The following is a 16569-nucleotide window of genomic DNA, read 5'->3' as shown; positions in this document are numbered from 1 at the left end:
GTGTCCAGGCTGAAGGTTTTTACAATTTTTTTATTGTTAATTGGGGGCGTTTGGCTTGGTTGGCGACAAGTTAAGCTGACTAACGTCTATTTTAGGCCGATTCATTACGTAAAAATTGAAGGCTCATTTCAATACACCAGTAAAGAACGTTTGCAACAGTTATTAAATCCGCTCATGAAGCGCGGATATTACCAAGCGGATATGGAGGCAGTGCAACAAGCCATTAAAACCCTATCAATGGTTGATAAAGTTGATGTAAAACGGGTATGGCCTGATGCGGTATATATAAAAATTACTGAACATAAACCGATAGTACGCTGGGGAAGTAATGCGTTACTCAATAAACAGGGTGAAATTCTAATTCCTGAGAATATTGAAGAATTTAAAAACTTACCTTTAATTACGGGTCCTGAAGGACAGGAAAAAAAATTGCTGGAAATAATGAAAGGTATTTATATCGTTTTAAAGGATAAATCCATGCAATTGGCAGAGTTTCACGTCAATGATAGACGTGCTTGGCGGATCAAACTGGCTAGTGGCTTGGAAATGCAATTAGGTAGGAAAGCACCACTCGAAAACATGCAACGCTTTTTAAAAACAATGGATTTAATAGGTACAGAACAGGTTGAGATGATGGCAAATGTGGATACTCGCTATCCAAATGGATATGCAGTGACCTGGAAACCTGATCTGCCGAAAATCGATTGGAAAGCAATCGTTGAGAAAACAAGAACCTGACTTAAACGCTTATAGAGCATAACAATGGCCAAAAAAACAGATCGAAATTTATTAGTAGGCTTAGATATTGGTACTACTAAAGTTGCCGCCATAGTCGGCGAATACCGGGGCGGTGACGAGATAGAAGTCATCGGTATAGGTACAGCACCTTCAAAGGGGTTGAAAAAAGGCATTGTCGTTAATTTGGAATCGACTGTTCATTCCATACAGCGTGCAATTGAGGAAGCTGAGTTAATGGCTGGTTGTCAGATCAAATCGGTATTTGCCGGGATCGCAGGTAGCCATATCAAAAGTTTAAATTCGCACGGTATTGTTGCGATTAAAGAAAAAGAAGTAACGCAACACGATATTGATCGAGTGATAGATTCGGCAAGAGCGGTTGCGATTCCTGCTGATCAGAAGATTTTACATATTTTGCCGCAGGAATTTGTTATTGATCAGCAGGAGGGCATTAAGGAACCTATCGGTATGTCGGGTATTCGCCTTGAAGCGAAAGTGCATATGGTTACTAGTAGTGTTAGCGCTGAACAAAACATTGTTAAATGTATTCGTAAATGTGGGTTGGATGTAGATGACATTGTGTTGGAACAATTGGCATCCTGCTCCGCAGTACTGACTGATGATGAGAAAGAGTTGGGTGTTTGTCTGATTGATATTGGTGGTGGAACCACTGATTTGGCGATTTTTTCTGAAGGTGCCATTAAACATACAGCAGTCATACCGATTGCGGGTGATCAAGTTACCAATGATATTGCCGTGGCATTACGCACACCCACTAAAAATGCTGAAGATATCAAACGTAAATATGCTTGTGCACTAACGCAATTAGCTGATCCACAACAAATGATAGATGTTCCCAGTATTGGTGATCGTGAACCGCGCAAAATTTCTGCACAAAACTTGGCTGAAATTGTTGAACCACGCTACGAAGAATTGATGTTGTTAGTTCAAGCCGAGCTAAGACGGAGTGGTTATGAAGATTTGATTGCCGCAGGTATGGTCATTACCGGTGGTAGTTCACAAATAAAAGGACTAATAGAGTTGGCAGAGGAAATTTTCCATATGCCGGTAAGAATGGGGGTGCCATTGTATGTTTCAGGATTAACCGATGTGGCACAAAATCCTATTTATTCAACCGCTGTGGGTTTGTTGTTGTATGGCAAAGACCATCACGGGAGAGCTTTAGGGTCAAATGATGATGGTTCAGGTGTGTTGTCAAAAATCAAAAACTGGTTTCAAGGTAATTTTTAATTTTAGGGTCTGGAGGGTAGCAAAATGAAATATGAACTAATGGACAATAGTGGTAATGCTGTTATCAAAGTGATTGGTGTTGGTGGTGGCGGTGGTAATGCGGTTAATCACATGGTTAACGGTGGTATTGATGGGGTGCAATTTATTTGTGCTAATACCGATGCTCAAGCATTAAGACAAATGAGTGTAGAAACCATCGTTCAATTGGGTGTCGAATTAACTAAAGGTTTGGGTGCAGGTACCCGCCCTGAAGTGGGTAAAGCAGCCGCAGAAGAAAACCGTGATCGTATCCGCGAAGTAATGGATGGTGCAGATATGGTTTTTTTAACGGCCGGCATGGGTGGTGGTACTGGAACAGGTGCTATTGCAGTATTTGCTGAAGTTGCTAAAGAACTGGGAGTATTAACTGTTGCGGTTGTCTCAAAACCATTCGATTTTGAAGGGGCTAAGAAAAAGGCGGTTGCCGAAGCGGGTTTAAAAGAACTGGAAAAATTGGTTGATTCCTTAATTATCATACCTAATCAAAAATTGTTGCCCACCTTAGGAAATAATCGTTCTTTAGTCGATTCATTTAGAATTGCAAATGAAGTGTTATTGGATGCAGTGCAAGGTATTACTGAATTAATTACCCATCCTGGTCTGATGAATGTCGACTTTGCTGATGTTAGAACTGTTATGACGAACATGGGCAGTGCCATTATGGGTACTGGTATTGCTAGTGGTGAGAACCGTGCCCGACTGGCTGCGGAAAAAGCGATAGCCTGTCCGTTACTGGAAGATATCAATCTGCAAGGTGCACGTGGTATTTTGGTCAACGTAACCTCTAATGGTGATTTAGGTCTGAATGAATTTGACGAAATCGGCAGTATTATGCACAATTTCGCCTCTGAAGATGCTGATATTAAAATCGGTATGGCTGTCAATCCAAGTTTGGGCAATGAAATTAAAGTCACGGTGGTTGCAACCGGGATGGGCGAAAAAGTAAAAGCTAATACACCGATTAAATTAGTGCAAAAAGTTGCAGCTGGCGAAATTAATTATGATCAATTAGAAAAGCCAACTGTTATTCGTCAGCAAAGACAGGAAGCGACTCGTGAATCGCGTGAAACACGTTTTGGTGCTCAACCCAGAAATGATATTGATCTGGAATATTTGGACGTACCTGCATTTCTACGTCGTCAGGCTGATTAACAGCAACTTGCAAGTCTCTGGGGGGAGCTATCATATAAATTGTGATAGACTTCCCAGCCTTGTTTTCCAATTTCTCGGTATTTCATGATTAAACAGCGCACTTTAAAAAACACCATTCGTGCCACTGGTGTCGGTTTACATACCGGCGACAAAGTCTATCTGACTCTGCACCCTGCTGAACCTAATACAGGTATTCGCTTTCGTCGTGTCGATTTGGAAAATCCGGTTACTATAGAAGCCCGCCCAGAAAATGTGGGCGAAACCAAACTTTCAACTACCTTGGTACGTGACGGTGTAAAAGTCTCAACTGTGGAGCATTTGTTGTCCGCATTGGCTGGACTAGGCATTGATAACGCACTTGTAGATGTCAGTGCACCAGAAGTTCCTATTATGGATGGCAGTGCTGGCCCATTCGTTTTTTTACTGCAATCTGCAGGTGTAGTGGAACAAGATGTTCCTAAGCAATATATTCGCATCAAACATGCAATAAGAGTTGAAGAAGGTGATAAATGGGCAGCATTTGAGCCTTTTGATGGTTTTAAGGTAACTTTTACCATTGACTTTGAACATCCCGCTTTTTCGGATCATCTTAAAACAGCTGTTATGGATTTTTCTTCTACGACCTTTGTTAAGGAAGTAAGTCGTGCTCGTACCTTTGGCTTTATGAAAGATATTGAGTTTTTACGTGAAAATAATTTAGCATTGGGTGGTAGTCTTGATAATGCCATTGTGGTTGATGAAGACAAAGTCTTAAACGAAGACGGACTGCGTTATGCTGACGAATTTGTTAAACATAAAATTCTCGATGCGATTGGTGATCTATATTTACTGGGTTATAGTCTGATCGGTGAATATCAAGGGTTTAAATCAGGACATGCACTCAATAATAAATTATTGCTGAGTTTATTGAACGATAAAGATGCCTGGGAAATGGTTTCGTTTGATAATGTAGACGAAGCACCCATTTCCTTTATGCGTTCTGCACAAACACCTATTCCAGCGGCAAAATAATTTAAATTCTAACGCTAACCGGTCTGGCTTTTGTCCAGTGCCGGTTTGGCTGTCGGCCGGTTTTTTAGTTTCAATCACAAGAATTTACGGCCTAATGCATGACTAGCACACATTTTCTGGTTTTAATCGGTTAAAATTGCTAGTTTTAAAATCTAGCACCGCGCATGAACATTACAGCAATTTATCCCGGCACTTTTGATCCAGTAACCAATGGACATTTGGACTTAATTCATCGCGCATCGAAACTTTATCATCAAGTTGTTGTCGCAGTAGCTTCCAGTCAGGGTAAAAATCCTTTGTTTTCGTTGGCTGAACGAGTGGAAATGATTAAACTTGAGGTTGATACTTTTAATAATGTTGAAGTAGTCGGTTTCAATACCTTGTTAGTTGAATGTGCTAAAACACATCATGCCTCAGTGATAATACGAGGACTACGTGCGGTGTCAGATTTTGAATATGAATTTCAATTAGCTGGAATGAATAGGCGTTTGTCACCGGAAATTGAAACGGTATTTTTGACGCCAGCCGAACAATATGAGTTTATTTCGTCCAGTATGATTCGGGAAATTGCAAAATTCAAGGGAGATGTCAGTAGTTTTGTGCCGGATACTGTAAAACAATGCTTAATTAACAAATTTGCAACGGAGTAATTATGGCACTGCTGATTAGTGATGAATGCATTAACTGTGATGTTTGTGAGCCGGAATGCCCAAACGGCGCAATTTCGCAAGGCACAGATATTTATATTATTGCTCCAGAGTTATGTACTGAATGTATTGGTCATCATGACAAGCCGCAATGCATGGAAGTTTGTCCGGTAGATTGCATTAGTCAAGATCCCGATGTGGTTGAAGACAAAGATAGTCTTTACCAAAAGTTTCTTAAGATCAGTGCTTAGTTTTCCTCTTTAACCCAGTCTTTATAGGGGTACTTGCTTAATTGATTGTTGTAATAGCGAATGTCAGTAGTGACTTCAACACCTATCCAGTCAGGCTTCGGGAATGTTTCATCCAATTGTGATAATTCGATTTCGGCAACAATTAAGCCCGTATTATCGCCCATAAATTCATCAATTTCCCACACATGTGGGCCTCGATACACAAAATGGCGGATTTTTTCAATCAAGGGTTTGATGCATAAATCATCCAGTATGGTTTGTGCGTCCGGCAGAGGAATGGCATATTCGAACTCTTGCCGATGATTGCCTATGGTGGCACTTTTGATATTTATCCAGGCCTGACTGTCAGAAATTCTTACCCGTACCGAGCTGAGTGGACTGCTACTAAGATAGCCCTGCTTATAATGAATAGAGTGTTTAATTTCATTACGCCAGTCAGCATTTGCCAGCAAAAATTTATGTTCTATTTCAATTGCCATTTGAATTGTAATTTACTGCTCTATTTGTGGGTAAGTTTGGTTAGGACAAATTTCATACAGATTTGATAATGATCATTTTTTCGCAAGGGTGTTAGAGCTATTTTTAAAAGCTTGGGCTAATTCATGAACAGCCATAACATAGTAAGTACTATGATTATAACGGGAAATAGTGACAAAATTAGGATGACCAAGCAAATATTCATCATTGTGATCATGTCTTAACAATAAAAGGCGTAATGGATAATCACATGGGCAATGGCTTACCGGTGTTACACCAGCTTGTTGTAATGTACTCAGCGAGTATTGTTGATCTATGCCGGGTTCTAAATTTTCTACACCAGACAAATAGCCACGAGTAGGACTGACCACTGGTTTACCCGCTTGCCAACCATGTTGAGCAAAATAATTAGCCACGCTACCGATAGCATCTTCAGGATTCCATAAATCACGGCGACCATCACCATTATGGTCTACAGCCCATTTTAGAAAGCTGCTGGGCATGAATTGTCCCAAACCCATAGCACCTGCGAAAGACCCCACCGGTTTTGCAGGGTCTATGCTTTCATTATTGGTCATGATTAAAAAGTTTTCCAGCTCGGAACGGAAATACTCACCACGACGCTGATAATCAAAGCCTAAAGTGGTCAGTGCATCCAGAATACGATGGTTACCCACATTTGCACCAAAACCAGTTTCTACGGCAATGATACCCAAAATGTATTCCGGTGGAACACCATACTGTTGTTGAGCGCGTTGCAAAGCGGAACTATATTTTTGCCAGAATGCGATACCACCATTAACATGGTGATCATCAAGAAATTGTGAGCGATAGCGAGTCCAACCGCCTTTGGCTGGTTTTCCTTTTAGGCCCTGATCAGATTTAGCCAGATAATCTAAAGTCCATTGTTTACGTTTCGCTTGCGAAAATAAACCGTATAAATACTCGCGCTTAAAGCCATGTTTTTGAGACATATCTTCTATAAACTGCTTTAAGGCAGGGTAAGCAGCATAATCTCCTGTTAGGGCGCTGGCATGGTAAGCACCGACAGTAGGATTTAACTGTTTTGATGGTTGAATGCTGGTGGGTGGCAAATTAGTTTGCACTGCGATAGAGTTATCACCTGGTTTTATCGGCGGATTTGCGCAGCCAACCAAAAGAACTAACAATAGTAAATTGCTGGTTTTGCATAAAGATAATTTATTAAACGCAAATAAATCTGTGATAGGCATAAGTGAAAAGTCAGTGCAAAAATTTTGTCCGCAATTGGCAGAACCGGCTAATAAATAGCAGTATACAAAATCCTGCTCTGATAATCACATCCCTGTGCAGATATAAATCAGGCGGCCTGCAAAACTAAAGCACCTCTAGCCAGTACAGCGTCTCTGGCTGCTTCTGCCATAGCCATTATTTTAGTGGCTTGTGGTTCGGCGAGGTTCAGTTTTTTTAGGGTGGAGGCTAAAATTTCTAACACCACATCATAATTCTCATCGTCTGGACCGAGTTTGAACAGATGTGAATGTGCATCGCAAATTAAGGTAACGGTACGAATTTCCCGTCCACCAATGACATCCAGCAGAAAAGCAAAATCGTTACCAGTAACCAAGCTAGGGTGAGCGTTACCTCGTGCAAAGGCTGCCATAAAATAATCACCCAATAAAGTGGCCAAATCAGTGGAGCTATGCTTATTACTGCCCAATGCAGCAGCAAGAAATGTTTTTAAAGGTGCGGATTGTTCGGCTATGGGTCTGCTATAAAAAAATCGATTAACTCGATAATCGTCCAGCATCATTTCATACCATAAATCTACAATAGCCGATATTGAGCCGATATCAACGCTACCTATATATTCTGAAGGAATTTCAACGCTATTATTTATGTCCATCACCTGTCTCCGAGTATTGTTATTATTGTAAGGAAATAGCGCATTCTTCCTGCAAAATTGCAATTGTCAAGGCAAAGGTAGATAAATGTCAAAGTGTGCTATTCAGCAATGGTTGAATATGAAGGATAGTGGATGCATTCCTGTTCATAACAACCGTTAAATTAAGATAGGGTACAGGAAATATAATTAACAATTAATTGCGTAATGTCATCACTTGTTTAAGCTAAATATCAATTTCATGTGTCCATTTAGGTAAACTACTCCGTGAAAGATAGTCTACTAGGCTTTTGGTTCCATAGTACTGTATACGCCCATTGTGACTATAAGCCAGTGCAGATTGATCAACTTTCAGTCCTAATGCTCTGGATTTTTTAGTAAGCAGAGCAAGCAAATTTGCATTGCCACTCTCACCCGTGGCAGCCGATTTTGCTTCAAAAACGACAAAATCTATCCAGCCGCCTGATGTTGCTCGTTCTCTAATGTGTGCGAGATTAATTTTCAAATGAGATACACCCAATTAGCGTCGTCAATATTACTGATAAAATACATTATCTTTAGCATAGTTGAAGTTTCGGTAAAAGCTATATTTGCTGGGAGCAATACTAAAATTTCACGTAGCCTCGCCTTGGTTTGTATGGGTATTTATGTAGAGCGTTAACATTTGATGTGTTCAAGATAATCGTCCAACCCAATATTGGACGATTTCCATGTTAGACAAAGTTAGTGTTTATGCAGTAGATTCGCAAACTCTTGTTTAAAAACCTAAGGCACTTTGTCCGATTTTATGACATCCTTTGGGTAAACTTATTTTTTCTGTAAAAACTGAGCCAATGCTAAAGTGCGATCACTAGCCACCTTTTGCACATGCGGGCGACCTTCCATTTGTTTGAAATAGGCATCTATACCAGGAATAATTTCAGCGACTAAGTCTTTGCCATAAATAATCTGGGTGGATGCACTTATCAGTTGCAAATGTGGCCAGGCCACTATGTCTGCGACACTGAAATGTTCGCCCAAGGCATACGGTGCTAACTTTAATAGCCTGGTTAAACCTTTCAAACCGGTTTCGACTTTGGTTTTTACGTCTTCTTTTACTTCATCTGATACCTTGCCGCCAAAAAAAGCTTCCATGTAAATACGGCGGGCAATCAGTTCTACATTCAATTCTAGATGCTGAATAAATTCGCGGGTTTTTGCGCGTTCATAGCTATCGGCCGGACAGAGTGGGTGTGCCGGGTAAGCATCTTCCAGATATTCCACTATCGCTTGTGATTCCGATAAATATTGTCCAGACTCGGTTTTAATAAAAGGTATTTTTCCCAGTGGTGAACGTTCTAATAAGGCTGCGTCTTGACTTGGGGTAACTGTTACTTCGATAAATTCGATGTTTTTTTCTAATAAAGTCAGTTTGACTTTGTTGTAATAGTTGCTAATGGCAAAACCGTACAGGGTAATCATCTATTTTCTCCTTTTTAGTGACATTAAAAAAACAGACTGTATAGACCGGTCTGTCTATTGAAACTATACATACTGTTCTGTATAGTTGCAAAATATTTTTTTGATGTATTGCTAATGTCCCGAAATCTCCATGACCATATTTTGCAAATTGCTTCTGGGCTGTTCTATAGTCATGGCATAAAAGCGACAGGCATAGACGCTATTGTCAAAGCCAGTGGCATTGCCAAAATGAGTCTGTACAAATATTTTCCATCTAAAGACGATTTGGTGTTGGCGTATCTGCATAAAAGTGCAGAAAAAATGCAAAATATGCTGTTAGTGGGTCTTGCTGCGCGGCAATGTACGCCCAGGCAAAAACTACTATTAATCTTCGAAATTTTTGCCGAATTAATTGCTAGCCCTGAATTTCGGGGTTGTCCGTTCTTCAACGCCACAGCCGAATGTGCTGATGCCAGCAGTCCTATCCAACAGGCGTCAACTGCTTTCTATGAGTCGTTTTGCACGCAACTAACAGTGTTGGCAGAACAGGCGGGTGCACAGGAACCTGCAGAACTTGCACGACAGCTTACTCTATTGATTACAGGGGCTCTTGTCAGTGGGCAACTGCAATCCAATTCTCACGCTATGCGTTCTGCATACAACGCTGCGGAAGTTTTGATTAATTGTAGTGTGGATAACAATCGATAAAGCGTGTATCCACGCTTTTGGCTAAACTTATAGTTGCCTATCCAGCAAACACATCGGGTGTAATAATTTCTGCGTATCGGTATGCATAAATGTCGTGCAACCAAAGTTACTACTCACCAATATATCTGCTTCGGCAGCCGCTATGACTTGTTTTTTCATGCTCAGCAACTTAGCAGCGTTATCTGGATGGCTGAGCATGTAGCTTCCACCTGCACCACAACAAATCGAATTATCGGCTAACGAAGTAATTTGTAAGTCGGGAATTTTTGCCAGCAAGGCATACACTGTTGTGGTGTTTTTTAGCACATTACGTTGGCTGCAAGGTTCGTGTACCGCAGCTTTCTCTTTGAGTGGACGTAAGTTTAATTGCTGCGGCCAATGCTTAAGTACAAAGTCATTAATGTCTTGCAAGCGTTGTTTAAAGTGTGCGCTTTGCTGATTATCATCAGATTGGTAATCCGCTAACATTGCTCCGCAACCTGTGGCGGTATAAAGCACAGCTTCAACAGACAATGCATTAAAAACTGCCATATTTTTCGCCATCATCGTTTCAGCGGGTAAACCATTGTGCTGATGAATGGCCCCGCAACACACTTGTTGAGGGGGGACTAATACCTCATAACCCATCGCATTCAGTACTCTAATGCTGGCTTGCAAGGTTTCACGATCAAAATGTTCAGCAATACAGCCAGTAAACAAGGCTACTTGACCACGATTAGTATTTTTACCTGGATAATATGCAGCCAAACTGGATAGTGCCGGAGGCGTAAGTAAGGCTTCTGCCTCTGCTAATGCCCATTTTCTTAATAAGCCACTGCGCTGTAGTGGCTTACGCAAACCCGAGCGCAGATAGATTGCCAACACAGGCATCAGTCTGCGCCGCCACTTTTTATAAGTGATTAACCATAATCCCCACTTGGCCAGACGCGTCGGTGTGCGCTTAAGTGCCAATAGAGCCTGATCAAACAGTTGCCCATAAGCCATACGGCTGGGACAAACCGTTTCGCAAGCTCTACATTGCAGACAGTTTAGTAAATGTTGTTGTTCATCGGCACTGATGGCTTGGTCTTCAATCAATAGTTTATTGATAGTACGGATACGCCGCCGAGGTGTTTCTTCATCAACAGCTAGTAAGCGAAAAGTCGGGCAACTGCTGACACACATGCCGCAACGCATACATTCGCTGGCATCTGGAATATAGGGGCCAGTGCTGGTTGGCAGTGCAGAGGAGTCTGCAAAATCCATATCCATGAAGTCGAACATATTAACCTTCCATTACTTTTACATAAGCGCGGCGTAATAACTCCATTTCTGCCGGAGGCCTGCCACGTAGTTCCGGCAAGGTTTTCAGCTGACAATGTTGATTAGCCAGTAGTTTATGTGGAGGATCCAGGACATTAAAACGTGCCATATAAACAGTAATAATGCCGCCAGGGGCATCTATCTGCTCGCTAAATCCAGATTCAACGCTCAGTAAATCTTTGTTGAGGTGCCAGGCTGTGTTGATAGTATTGACCAAAGCGGCTGGATGCATGCTTACCTTGTTATGCGCCATTTCATTTTCCTCCAATGCCACTGATAAAGCAGGTAAGGCATCAGGAAAACATATGCTGCCACTGGCTTGTTGGGCAAATAAGGTTAAGGCGCTGATATTGCCTTTGTAATACAACAATAAGCGATACTTATTAAACGGAGTCAGCGCAGCCATGCCTTAAGTCAACTAATTTGCGGTGGCATGCTGATCCCACAGTGTTTTGTAACTGCTATCCATGCGCGACAAACGAGTATTCACCTGTTCCAGAAGATGATAAGCCGGATATCGTGAAGTAACTCCAGATGCATACCATGTTTCCATTTCTGCGCTTATCCGGTTTTTTTCGGCTACGCAACTGGCAATTTGCTGCTGTAACCAACTCATGCTGGCTGTCGGTGCAAGTTCTGCAATACGGTAGCGTAAGCCATGACCAAAGATGCGTACCCCACCACCCTGCGCAATGGTTTGTTGTAAGCTTTTAATGTCATACACTTCTACGCCTGCCAGATAATCTATGCCAAATTCATGTAATTGTGGCAGCCAGGGTACGGTTGGCCCCATCAATACTGTTTTTGCGTTTTGCGATAATTCTGCTAATCGTGGAAAGGTTTTGTTGGGAATAGTGCTGGCTGTCAAAAATACCCAGTCGGCTTGTGGTAGCAAAAACTCACAGGCAGAATCGGGTAAGTCACAGGCATTGGGTTGCCGTTCCAGTATATTGAGCTGCATATACTGTTCATAGCGCTCTATACCGGGATAGCGGCCAATGACCACGACTTTTTTGCCTTGTAATTGTGGCAAAAAATGATCGAAAACGGCTAAATTGGGGAATTCTGCGTGACTGTCCAGCACCAGTGATTCGGGTAATGGTCTGCTATTGATACAGCTATTGATTACCGCCATGGCTACCGTGGCTTTGTACGGTTCCCATTCTAATATCCAGGCCGCCAGATCAATAACGGGTTTATCCAACAGAGTACCCGACCAGGGTAAAGTGCGCGTGGTAAGTCCTGGGCTCATGGCTAGGCCCGCTGAAGAACAATCTCTGCGTTGGCATAGTGTCCATACCAAACCGATGATAATATTATCGATTACGGCTTCGGCACTGCAATAATCCAATAATAATTCATAAAGGCGTTTTGGGCTGCTCATACCGGTGCTTCTTGTGGAATTTCCAATAATTTGGCTTCAGCTTTTATATTATCTTGTTTGCCCCAGGCATTAATGGCTTCAACAAACCACTGTTTTTTGCTGGGGTGAGGTTGTACTATATCAAATTCTGCGTAAAAACTGCCATCACCATTAAAACGGATTTGGCCAATACGCATTTTATTTTCAGCATACCAGTAGCCCACTAAATCTTTTGATTGAGTATAAGGATCAGTGACCAGAGTAAATTCTGCTGCAGTAAATACGGGAAGGTTAAGGTGGACAGTAGTCGGGAACCCCAGCTTGGTGATAACCTGACAAATTTTCTGACATACAGCATCGCCATAGGTTTGTTTTTCTGCAATATGGTCAGCTATTTGAGCGTTTATAGTCATACTGATTCCTCATCTAAGGCTTGCGCTAACTGCATGATAACTGAACCGCCACAGCGATCTTCAGGATCAATCTCACGTAAAAGTGTCAAAATCTGTTGCGCTTCAGATGTGTGTTGCTGACGTAATTTTATAAACGCCAGCGCTTTTAAAGTATACAAATAAAATAGACGGGTTTCGCTGGCATACATATCCCAACAATTTACCTCAAGCGCCAGCAGCCGATACTCTCCGGGCAAACCCGCTTGTTTAGCCGCAACCTCAAGCCCCGCCAAAACCTGATTTTCGGCTTCCTGTAAGCGCCCCTGATAAAAATAAAATTTATACAAGGCAAAATAAGTTTGCAGACAGTTGTTATCCAATTGCTGGGCTTGTTTAAACAGCTGTTCAGCACGTGGTCTATCTGCATGATTTGCCAGCACACCTGCTTGCAATAGATTATTAACTGCTTCCGGTAAATTTGGACTGAATAATACCCGGTCTTCCAGCAAGGTGAGCTGGCTCATGCCTACCACACCTCGGCCGGCACTTGCAGCGCTGTTACTGGCTTATTACCTAATAAATGTTCATCAATAATTGTTTTTACGTCCGCCTTGCTAACGCGCCCATACATAACGCCGTCTGGGTAGATCAATACACTTGGTCCTAACATACAGGGGCCCATACACCCAGTATTGGTCAACGCAATTTGTTCAAACAAGTTACGATTTTGGATTTCGTTCATAAATTCATTCATAACCTCAGCGCAACCACTGCTGGCACAAGAGCCGCGAGGATGCCCTTCAGGGCGGTTTTGAGTACACACAAATACGTGTTTATTAGGTTTGGGCATGGTAAAGACTCCTTACATTTGGACTCGATTAAATCAAAACGAATATAGCGTTTAGGTTAGTGACTTGTGCTGATGCGTAAAACAATCTTTTGGACACACTTTTGAACAAGCCTCACAACCAATACAATCGGCAGCATTTTTCAAAACCATTACCTGAGTATTGTCGTCATCTTCAAAATCCGCATAATCATCGCCAAAATCTTCTGCTTCAAGGACATCATCCCTATCTACCAGATCAAAAACATCGCGTGGACACACTTTAAAACAACGACCGCAGCCAATGCAGGTACGTGCATTTAAGTCAGTAACATACGCGGGCGTCCATACGGTTCCGCCAAAAGTTGTTCCGGTTACAAATTCAGTCATAATCGCCTCTTAGCTTGCGCCGCCACTAGCGGCCATGAATTTTTTATTCGCTTCATCCCACGCTTTGCATGCATCAAAAGTAGCTTGAGCAATTCCCATCAATTCAGCATAGGCATCGGGCAAACGATCTTCAATTAAATCGTGTAACTCCATGGCCTGTTCACTGGCTAATCGTTTGGTTTTTTTTACATCTTTTTCCAGTTTTTTAAGTTCTTCTTCTGTCATAAGCACCCCCATTAAGCCTCTGCGACTTCTCGGTATTGCTCAATCAGGCTAACCGCTTTGCTAATTGTTTGTTCAGTTTTTTCTACCATATCTTCCAGACTTGGAAATCCCCAGCGATGTACATCCCGCAGAATTTTATCCACGACTATTAATTTGCCAACCAACACAAATGCCCTGCCAAAACCTTCATGGCTAATATTGATTACAGGTACTGCCAACAAGCCGCTTTGTTTTTCAACCAAGGTAGCAATACTGTTGTAATAGGCTTTTACTCGTGCCAGGGTAATTTCATCAGGATCGCCGACGATGGGGATTTCGCGTTTACGTTCTTTGGTTAAAATGATTGGATCGATAATTTTTTCTTCAGACCAGCCTTCATAGCTGTCATATGTGTCTATTGCCCGTAATTGTTTGAGCATGGCTAGCACCACATCCGAACTCATTAGTGGGTTGCCGATTTCAACGGCTAGTGCAGCTTGAGTCATAAAATTCTCCTGTCAATGTTAAATGTAGGCAAACCAGGTTGCCCGCTTGGTTAATAATTAGTAGGTAGTTGGTCTGCGTTTTTGCTGACCAGAGTTGATTTATGCAATACTTAGATTTACTCCTGCCAGCCTTCATTTTCCATTTCATCAAAGCGTTGTGAGTTGGGTCCCTTGTGCTGATTGATCGCTTTAGCCAGCCAACTGGATGGGCCTGACTTCATCTCGTTTTGCAAGTCACCGACTAAGTCTTTAATGGTACAGCCTTCATGTACCTTAATAGGCTGAATGCCGTGCGCCACGATTTGTTTAATTGCAGAGGCTCCCACCGCCTGACAATATACTGCTGCGCAGCCTTCCAGTAATTGCAGTTTCACTGACAATTTATCTTCATTGCCATCCTGTGATAGTTCGCCAAACTGTAAGGCTTCCAGCATTTGCGCATTTTCTGGATCAACCGCATATAAGGCGAAACATTGAGCGGAGCCAAAATGTTGATTGACGTGCGCCATATCGGAGGTGGCAAAAGCCACTTTAATAGCTGTTTCCATAAGCATCCTTTGTTCGTGATGATGCACAATATGCATGCGGCGAGTTAATGACATGTTGGTGAGCAGGTATGACGTTCAGAAGCGGGCTTTTGCGCATACGGCGAGTGATAAACCTCAATCTCTTCATGTGCAAAATTGATCACCAAATTGGCCAGGTCAAACAATGCTTGTCGGGTGCCGCGATAACCAATCCAGGTTTTTTGATAGGCACCTATCATGTCATACAGTGGAAAGCCAGCACGTAGTATAGGTATCCCTAAGCGTTCAGCACTGGCAACCGCATGAGAATTGCCGATAACCAATTGCGCTTTACCTTGTTTGGCCAGCAACTCCAAATCTTCTAGGTCGCCAATTTTGATAGTTTTAACTGGCGCAGTTGCCAGCACCGGTGTATTTGCTGCCGCTATTGCCGCTACCACCTCTGCCCCCATACCATTCACTAAATGAATAAACGCATTTAATTGATCTGGGTCTGCGGCAATAGCTATGCGTAGTTGTCCTAACATAAAATGTGTATCCAACATGGCATCCTGTAATTGCGCACGTTGTCGCTCTATAATGGCCGGAACGGGTTGGGCACTGATTTCCGCCAAAGCCATGATGAGTGTATCGTTGGCCTGTAAACCATACAGATGATCGAATTGATAGCTAGGCACCCCAGTTCTTTCCTGCAGTAAATCTCCCGCTTTTTGTAGAGATGCTCCTATCACCAAAGTGGCGACGGCTTCGCCCAGAGTATATACTTCAGAAATAGAGGTGCCACCGATGGTGACTGGCGAGAATTCATCTTCGGTCAGGCTGCCATCCAGAGATTCTGAAATATCGGGTATCAATACTGGACGCAAATTAAATTGTTCAATCAAATGCCGTAAGGCTTCCAGATCGCCTGGAGTTAACATCGGGCTAACCAAAACATTAACCTGACGCTGACGATTTCCCGCTTTTGTTCCCGCTGTGTCAGCGTTTGGCACCAAGGCATCAATCAATGCATACACAGCAGCGGCATAACCTGTTTCCACGCAGCCAGTAAAATCGGGAGTATTAACTGCTACCACCGCCACATGCTGATATTCTGGATATCTTTCCCGAAATTCACGCACATTGCGATGTACATCCGCGCCCTGTGTTTCGGCTAAGCCTGTGGTTAACACCATAATCAAGGCTGGATTAGACTTTTCCGCGATGGCCTTAATGCCTTCTATGACATTTTCATCTGCACCCAATACCGAGCTACTCTGATCCATCGCTGTGGTTTGTAAGGGGATAGGTTCACGAAAATGTCGAACAAAAAACACTTTAGCGAAAGCTGTACAACCTTGTGAGCCATGCAAAATTGGCATGGCCCGATCAAAACCCAAGCAGGCCAAAGAGCCGCCCATAGGCTGACTGGCTTTTAGTGGATTAACCGACATTGCTTTATTACGTTTAATAATCTCCGCCAT

Annotated in this window: 23 protein-coding genes; 7 read left to right on the top strand and 16 right to left on the bottom strand. The window is 42.5% G+C overall.

Annotation, left to right across the window (positions count from 1 at the left end; genetic code table 11):
- From ABH008_RS00665 to ABH008_RS00640, 6 genes are all read left to right on the top strand, one after another.
- Positions 1-738 carry a cell division protein FtsQ/DivIB gene (locus ABH008_RS00665; RefSeq protein WP_347987949.1) on the top strand — a complete coding sequence of 246 codons (738 nt, stop codon included), beginning with the start codon at positions 1-3 and terminating at the stop codon, positions 736-738.
- Positions 739-762: 24 nt separating this feature from the next.
- A complete protein-coding gene (ftsA, locus tag ABH008_RS00660) occupies positions 763-1989 on the top strand; it encodes a cell division protein FtsA (RefSeq protein WP_347987948.1) in 1227 nt (408 codons plus the stop codon).
- 24 nt (positions 1990-2013) lie between these two features.
- Positions 2014-3180 carry a cell division protein FtsZ gene (gene ftsZ, locus ABH008_RS00655; protein WP_347987947.1) on the top strand — a complete coding sequence of 389 codons (1167 nt, stop codon included), beginning with the start codon at positions 2014-2016 and terminating at the stop codon, positions 3178-3180.
- Positions 3181-3264: 84 nt separating this feature from the next.
- Complete coding sequence (gene lpxC, locus ABH008_RS00650) at positions 3265-4191, top strand: UDP-3-O-acyl-N-acetylglucosamine deacetylase (RefSeq protein ID WP_347987946.1); 927 nt, start codon at positions 3265-3267, stop codon at positions 4189-4191.
- A 164-nt stretch (positions 4192-4355) separates the two neighbouring features.
- Positions 4356-4841 (top strand): pantetheine-phosphate adenylyltransferase, encoded by a 486-nt coding sequence (gene coaD / locus ABH008_RS00645; RefSeq protein ID WP_347987945.1) that lies wholly within the window; start codon positions 4356-4358, stop codon positions 4839-4841.
- A gap of 2 nt (positions 4842-4843) precedes the next feature.
- Entirely contained in the window at positions 4844-5089 is a 246-nt protein-coding gene (locus tag ABH008_RS00640) for a YfhL family 4Fe-4S dicluster ferredoxin (RefSeq protein ID WP_347987944.1), read from the top strand.
- Here the strand turns inward: ABH008_RS00640 and ABH008_RS00635 are convergent.
- The 5 genes from ABH008_RS00635 to ABH008_RS00615 form a co-directional block, all read right to left on the bottom strand.
- The gene (locus tag ABH008_RS00635) at positions 5086-5568 is read right to left on the bottom strand and encodes a CYTH domain-containing protein (RefSeq protein ID WP_347987943.1); all 483 of its coding nucleotides are present in this window, start codon (positions 5566-5568) and stop codon (positions 5086-5088) included. The genes ABH008_RS00640 and ABH008_RS00635 overlap by 4 nt on opposite strands.
- 72 nt (positions 5569-5640) lie before the next feature.
- Positions 5641-6798 carry a lytic murein transglycosylase B gene (mltB, locus tag ABH008_RS00630; RefSeq protein WP_347987942.1) on the bottom strand — a complete coding sequence of 386 codons (1158 nt, stop codon included), beginning with the start codon at positions 6796-6798 and terminating at the stop codon, positions 5641-5643.
- 107 nt (positions 6799-6905) lie between these two features.
- The gene (locus ABH008_RS00625; RefSeq protein ID WP_347987941.1) at positions 6906-7451 is read right to left on the bottom strand and encodes a hypothetical protein; all 546 of its coding nucleotides are present in this window, start codon (positions 7449-7451) and stop codon (positions 6906-6908) included.
- Positions 7452-7674: 223 nt separating this feature from the next.
- The gene (locus ABH008_RS00620) at positions 7675-7953 is read right to left on the bottom strand and encodes a hypothetical protein (RefSeq protein ID WP_347987940.1); all 279 of its coding nucleotides are present in this window, start codon (positions 7951-7953) and stop codon (positions 7675-7677) included.
- Positions 7954-8255: 302 nt separating this feature from the next.
- Complete coding sequence (locus tag ABH008_RS00615) at positions 8256-8909, bottom strand: glutathione S-transferase (protein ID WP_347987939.1); 654 nt, start codon at positions 8907-8909, stop codon at positions 8256-8258.
- Between the two features lie 114 nt (positions 8910-9023).
- Between ABH008_RS00615 and ABH008_RS00610 the strand changes: the two genes are divergently transcribed.
- Positions 9024-9596, top strand: a complete 573-nt coding sequence (locus ABH008_RS00610; RefSeq protein WP_347987938.1) for a TetR/AcrR family transcriptional regulator — start codon at positions 9024-9026, stop codon at positions 9594-9596.
- A gap of 27 nt (positions 9597-9623) precedes the next feature.
- Here ABH008_RS00610 and ABH008_RS00605 read toward each other — a convergent pair whose 3' ends face one another.
- From ABH008_RS00605 to nifN, 11 genes are all read right to left on the bottom strand, one after another.
- A complete protein-coding gene (locus ABH008_RS00605) occupies positions 9624-10859 on the bottom strand; it encodes a (Fe-S)-binding protein (protein ID WP_347987937.1) in 1236 nt (411 codons plus the stop codon).
- A gap of 1 nt (position 10860) precedes the next feature.
- Positions 10861-11304: a hypothetical protein gene (locus ABH008_RS00600; RefSeq protein WP_347987936.1), complete on the bottom strand. Its 444-nt coding sequence runs from the start codon at positions 11302-11304 to the stop codon at positions 10861-10863.
- A gap of 12 nt (positions 11305-11316) precedes the next feature.
- A complete protein-coding gene (locus tag ABH008_RS00595) occupies positions 11317-12282 on the bottom strand; it encodes a DUF364 domain-containing protein (RefSeq protein WP_347987935.1) in 966 nt (321 codons plus the stop codon).
- The gene (locus tag ABH008_RS00590) at positions 12279-12674 is read right to left on the bottom strand and encodes a hypothetical protein (RefSeq protein ID WP_347987934.1); all 396 of its coding nucleotides are present in this window, start codon (positions 12672-12674) and stop codon (positions 12279-12281) included. The genes ABH008_RS00595 and ABH008_RS00590 overlap by 4 nt, the downstream gene beginning before the upstream one ends.
- The gene (locus tag ABH008_RS00585; RefSeq protein ID WP_347987933.1) at positions 12671-13177 is read right to left on the bottom strand and encodes a hypothetical protein; all 507 of its coding nucleotides are present in this window, start codon (positions 13175-13177) and stop codon (positions 12671-12673) included. Before ABH008_RS00585 ends, ABH008_RS00590 begins: the two co-directional genes overlap by 4 nt.
- 2 nt (positions 13178-13179) lie before the next feature.
- Positions 13180-13503, bottom strand: coding sequence for a (2Fe-2S) ferredoxin domain-containing protein (locus ABH008_RS00580; RefSeq protein WP_347987932.1), 324 nt, complete (start codon positions 13501-13503; stop codon positions 13180-13182).
- A 51-nt stretch (positions 13504-13554) separates the two neighbouring features.
- On the bottom strand, positions 13555-13869 hold the full coding sequence (gene fdxB, locus ABH008_RS00575; protein WP_347987931.1) for a ferredoxin III, nif-specific: 315 nt from the start codon (positions 13867-13869) through the stop codon (positions 13555-13557).
- 9 nt (positions 13870-13878) lie between these two features.
- The gene (locus ABH008_RS00570; RefSeq protein WP_347987930.1) at positions 13879-14094 is read right to left on the bottom strand and encodes a CCE_0567 family metalloprotein; all 216 of its coding nucleotides are present in this window, start codon (positions 14092-14094) and stop codon (positions 13879-13881) included.
- An 11-nt stretch (positions 14095-14105) separates the two neighbouring features.
- Positions 14106-14579, bottom strand: coding sequence for a NifX-associated nitrogen fixation protein (locus ABH008_RS00565; protein WP_347987929.1), 474 nt, complete (start codon positions 14577-14579; stop codon positions 14106-14108).
- A gap of 116 nt (positions 14580-14695) precedes the next feature.
- On the bottom strand, positions 14696-15181 hold the full coding sequence (gene nifX, locus ABH008_RS00560; RefSeq protein ID WP_347987928.1) for a nitrogen fixation protein NifX: 486 nt from the start codon (positions 15179-15181) through the stop codon (positions 14696-14698).
- Positions 15172-16569: a nitrogenase iron-molybdenum cofactor biosynthesis protein NifN gene (gene nifN / locus ABH008_RS00555; protein WP_347987927.1), complete on the bottom strand. Its 1398-nt coding sequence runs from the start codon at positions 16567-16569 to the stop codon at positions 15172-15174. The genes nifX and nifN overlap by 10 nt, the downstream gene beginning before the upstream one ends.

The organism is Methylomonas sp. AM2-LC (genome assembly GCF_039904985.1).
GTDB lineage: Bacteria > Pseudomonadota > Gammaproteobacteria > Methylococcales > Methylomonadaceae > Methylomonas.
This window is presented reverse-complemented; position numbering and strand designations above follow the sequence as displayed.

Bases quoted from the DNA above. Each gene is read 5' to 3' on its own strand.
- ftsA (WP_347987948.1), top strand. From the start codon at position 763: ATGGCCAAAAAAACAGATCGAAATTTATTAGTAGGCTTAGATATTGGT.
- ftsZ (WP_347987947.1), top strand. From the start codon at position 2,014: ATGAAATATGAACTAATGGACAATAGTGGTAATGCTGTTATCAAAGTG.
- lpxC (WP_347987946.1), top strand. From the start codon at position 3,265: ATGATTAAACAGCGCACTTTAAAAAACACCATTCGTGCCACTGGTGTC.
- coaD (WP_347987945.1), top strand. From the start codon at position 4,356: ATGAACATTACAGCAATTTATCCCGGCACTTTTGATCCAGTAACCAAT.
- ABH008_RS00640 (WP_347987944.1), top strand. From the start codon at position 4,844: ATGGCACTGCTGATTAGTGATGAATGCATTAACTGTGATGTTTGTGAG.
- ABH008_RS00635 (WP_347987943.1), bottom strand. From the start codon at position 5,568: ATGGCAATTGAAATAGAACATAAATTTTTGCTGGCAAATGCTGACTGG.
- mltB (WP_347987942.1), bottom strand. From the start codon at position 6,798: ATGCCTATCACAGATTTATTTGCGTTTAATAAATTATCTTTATGCAAA.
- ABH008_RS00625 (WP_347987941.1), bottom strand. From the start codon at position 7,451: ATGGACATAAATAATAGCGTTGAAATTCCTTCAGAATATATAGGTAGC.
- ABH008_RS00615 (WP_347987939.1), bottom strand. From the start codon at position 8,909: ATGATTACCCTGTACGGTTTTGCCATTAGCAACTATTACAACAAAGTC.
- ABH008_RS00610 (WP_347987938.1), top strand. From the start codon at position 9,024: ATGTCCCGAAATCTCCATGACCATATTTTGCAAATTGCTTCTGGGCTG.
- ABH008_RS00605 (WP_347987937.1), bottom strand. From the start codon at position 10,859: ATGTTCGACTTCATGGATATGGATTTTGCAGACTCCTCTGCACTGCCA.
- ABH008_RS00600 (WP_347987936.1), bottom strand. From the start codon at position 11,304: ATGGCTGCGCTGACTCCGTTTAATAAGTATCGCTTATTGTTGTATTAC.
- ABH008_RS00595 (WP_347987935.1), bottom strand. From the start codon at position 12,282: ATGAGCAGCCCAAAACGCCTTTATGAATTATTATTGGATTATTGCAGT.
- ABH008_RS00590 (WP_347987934.1), bottom strand. From the start codon at position 12,674: ATGACTATAAACGCTCAAATAGCTGACCATATTGCAGAAAAACAAACC.
- ABH008_RS00585 (WP_347987933.1), bottom strand. From the start codon at position 13,177: ATGAGCCAGCTCACCTTGCTGGAAGACCGGGTATTATTCAGTCCAAAT.
- ABH008_RS00580 (WP_347987932.1), bottom strand. From the start codon at position 13,503: ATGCCCAAACCTAATAAACACGTATTTGTGTGTACTCAAAACCGCCCT.
- fdxB (WP_347987931.1), bottom strand. From the start codon at position 13,869: ATGACTGAATTTGTAACCGGAACAACTTTTGGCGGAACCGTATGGACG.
- ABH008_RS00570 (WP_347987930.1), bottom strand. From the start codon at position 14,094: ATGACAGAAGAAGAACTTAAAAAACTGGAAAAAGATGTAAAAAAAACC.
- ABH008_RS00565 (WP_347987929.1), bottom strand. From the start codon at position 14,579: ATGACTCAAGCTGCACTAGCCGTTGAAATCGGCAACCCACTAATGAGT.
- nifX (WP_347987928.1), bottom strand. From the start codon at position 15,181: ATGTCATTAACTCGCCGCATGCATATTGTGCATCATCACGAACAAAGG.
- nifN (WP_347987927.1), bottom strand. From the start codon at position 16,569: ATGGCGGAGATTATTAAACGTAATAAAGCAATGTCGGTTAATCCACTA.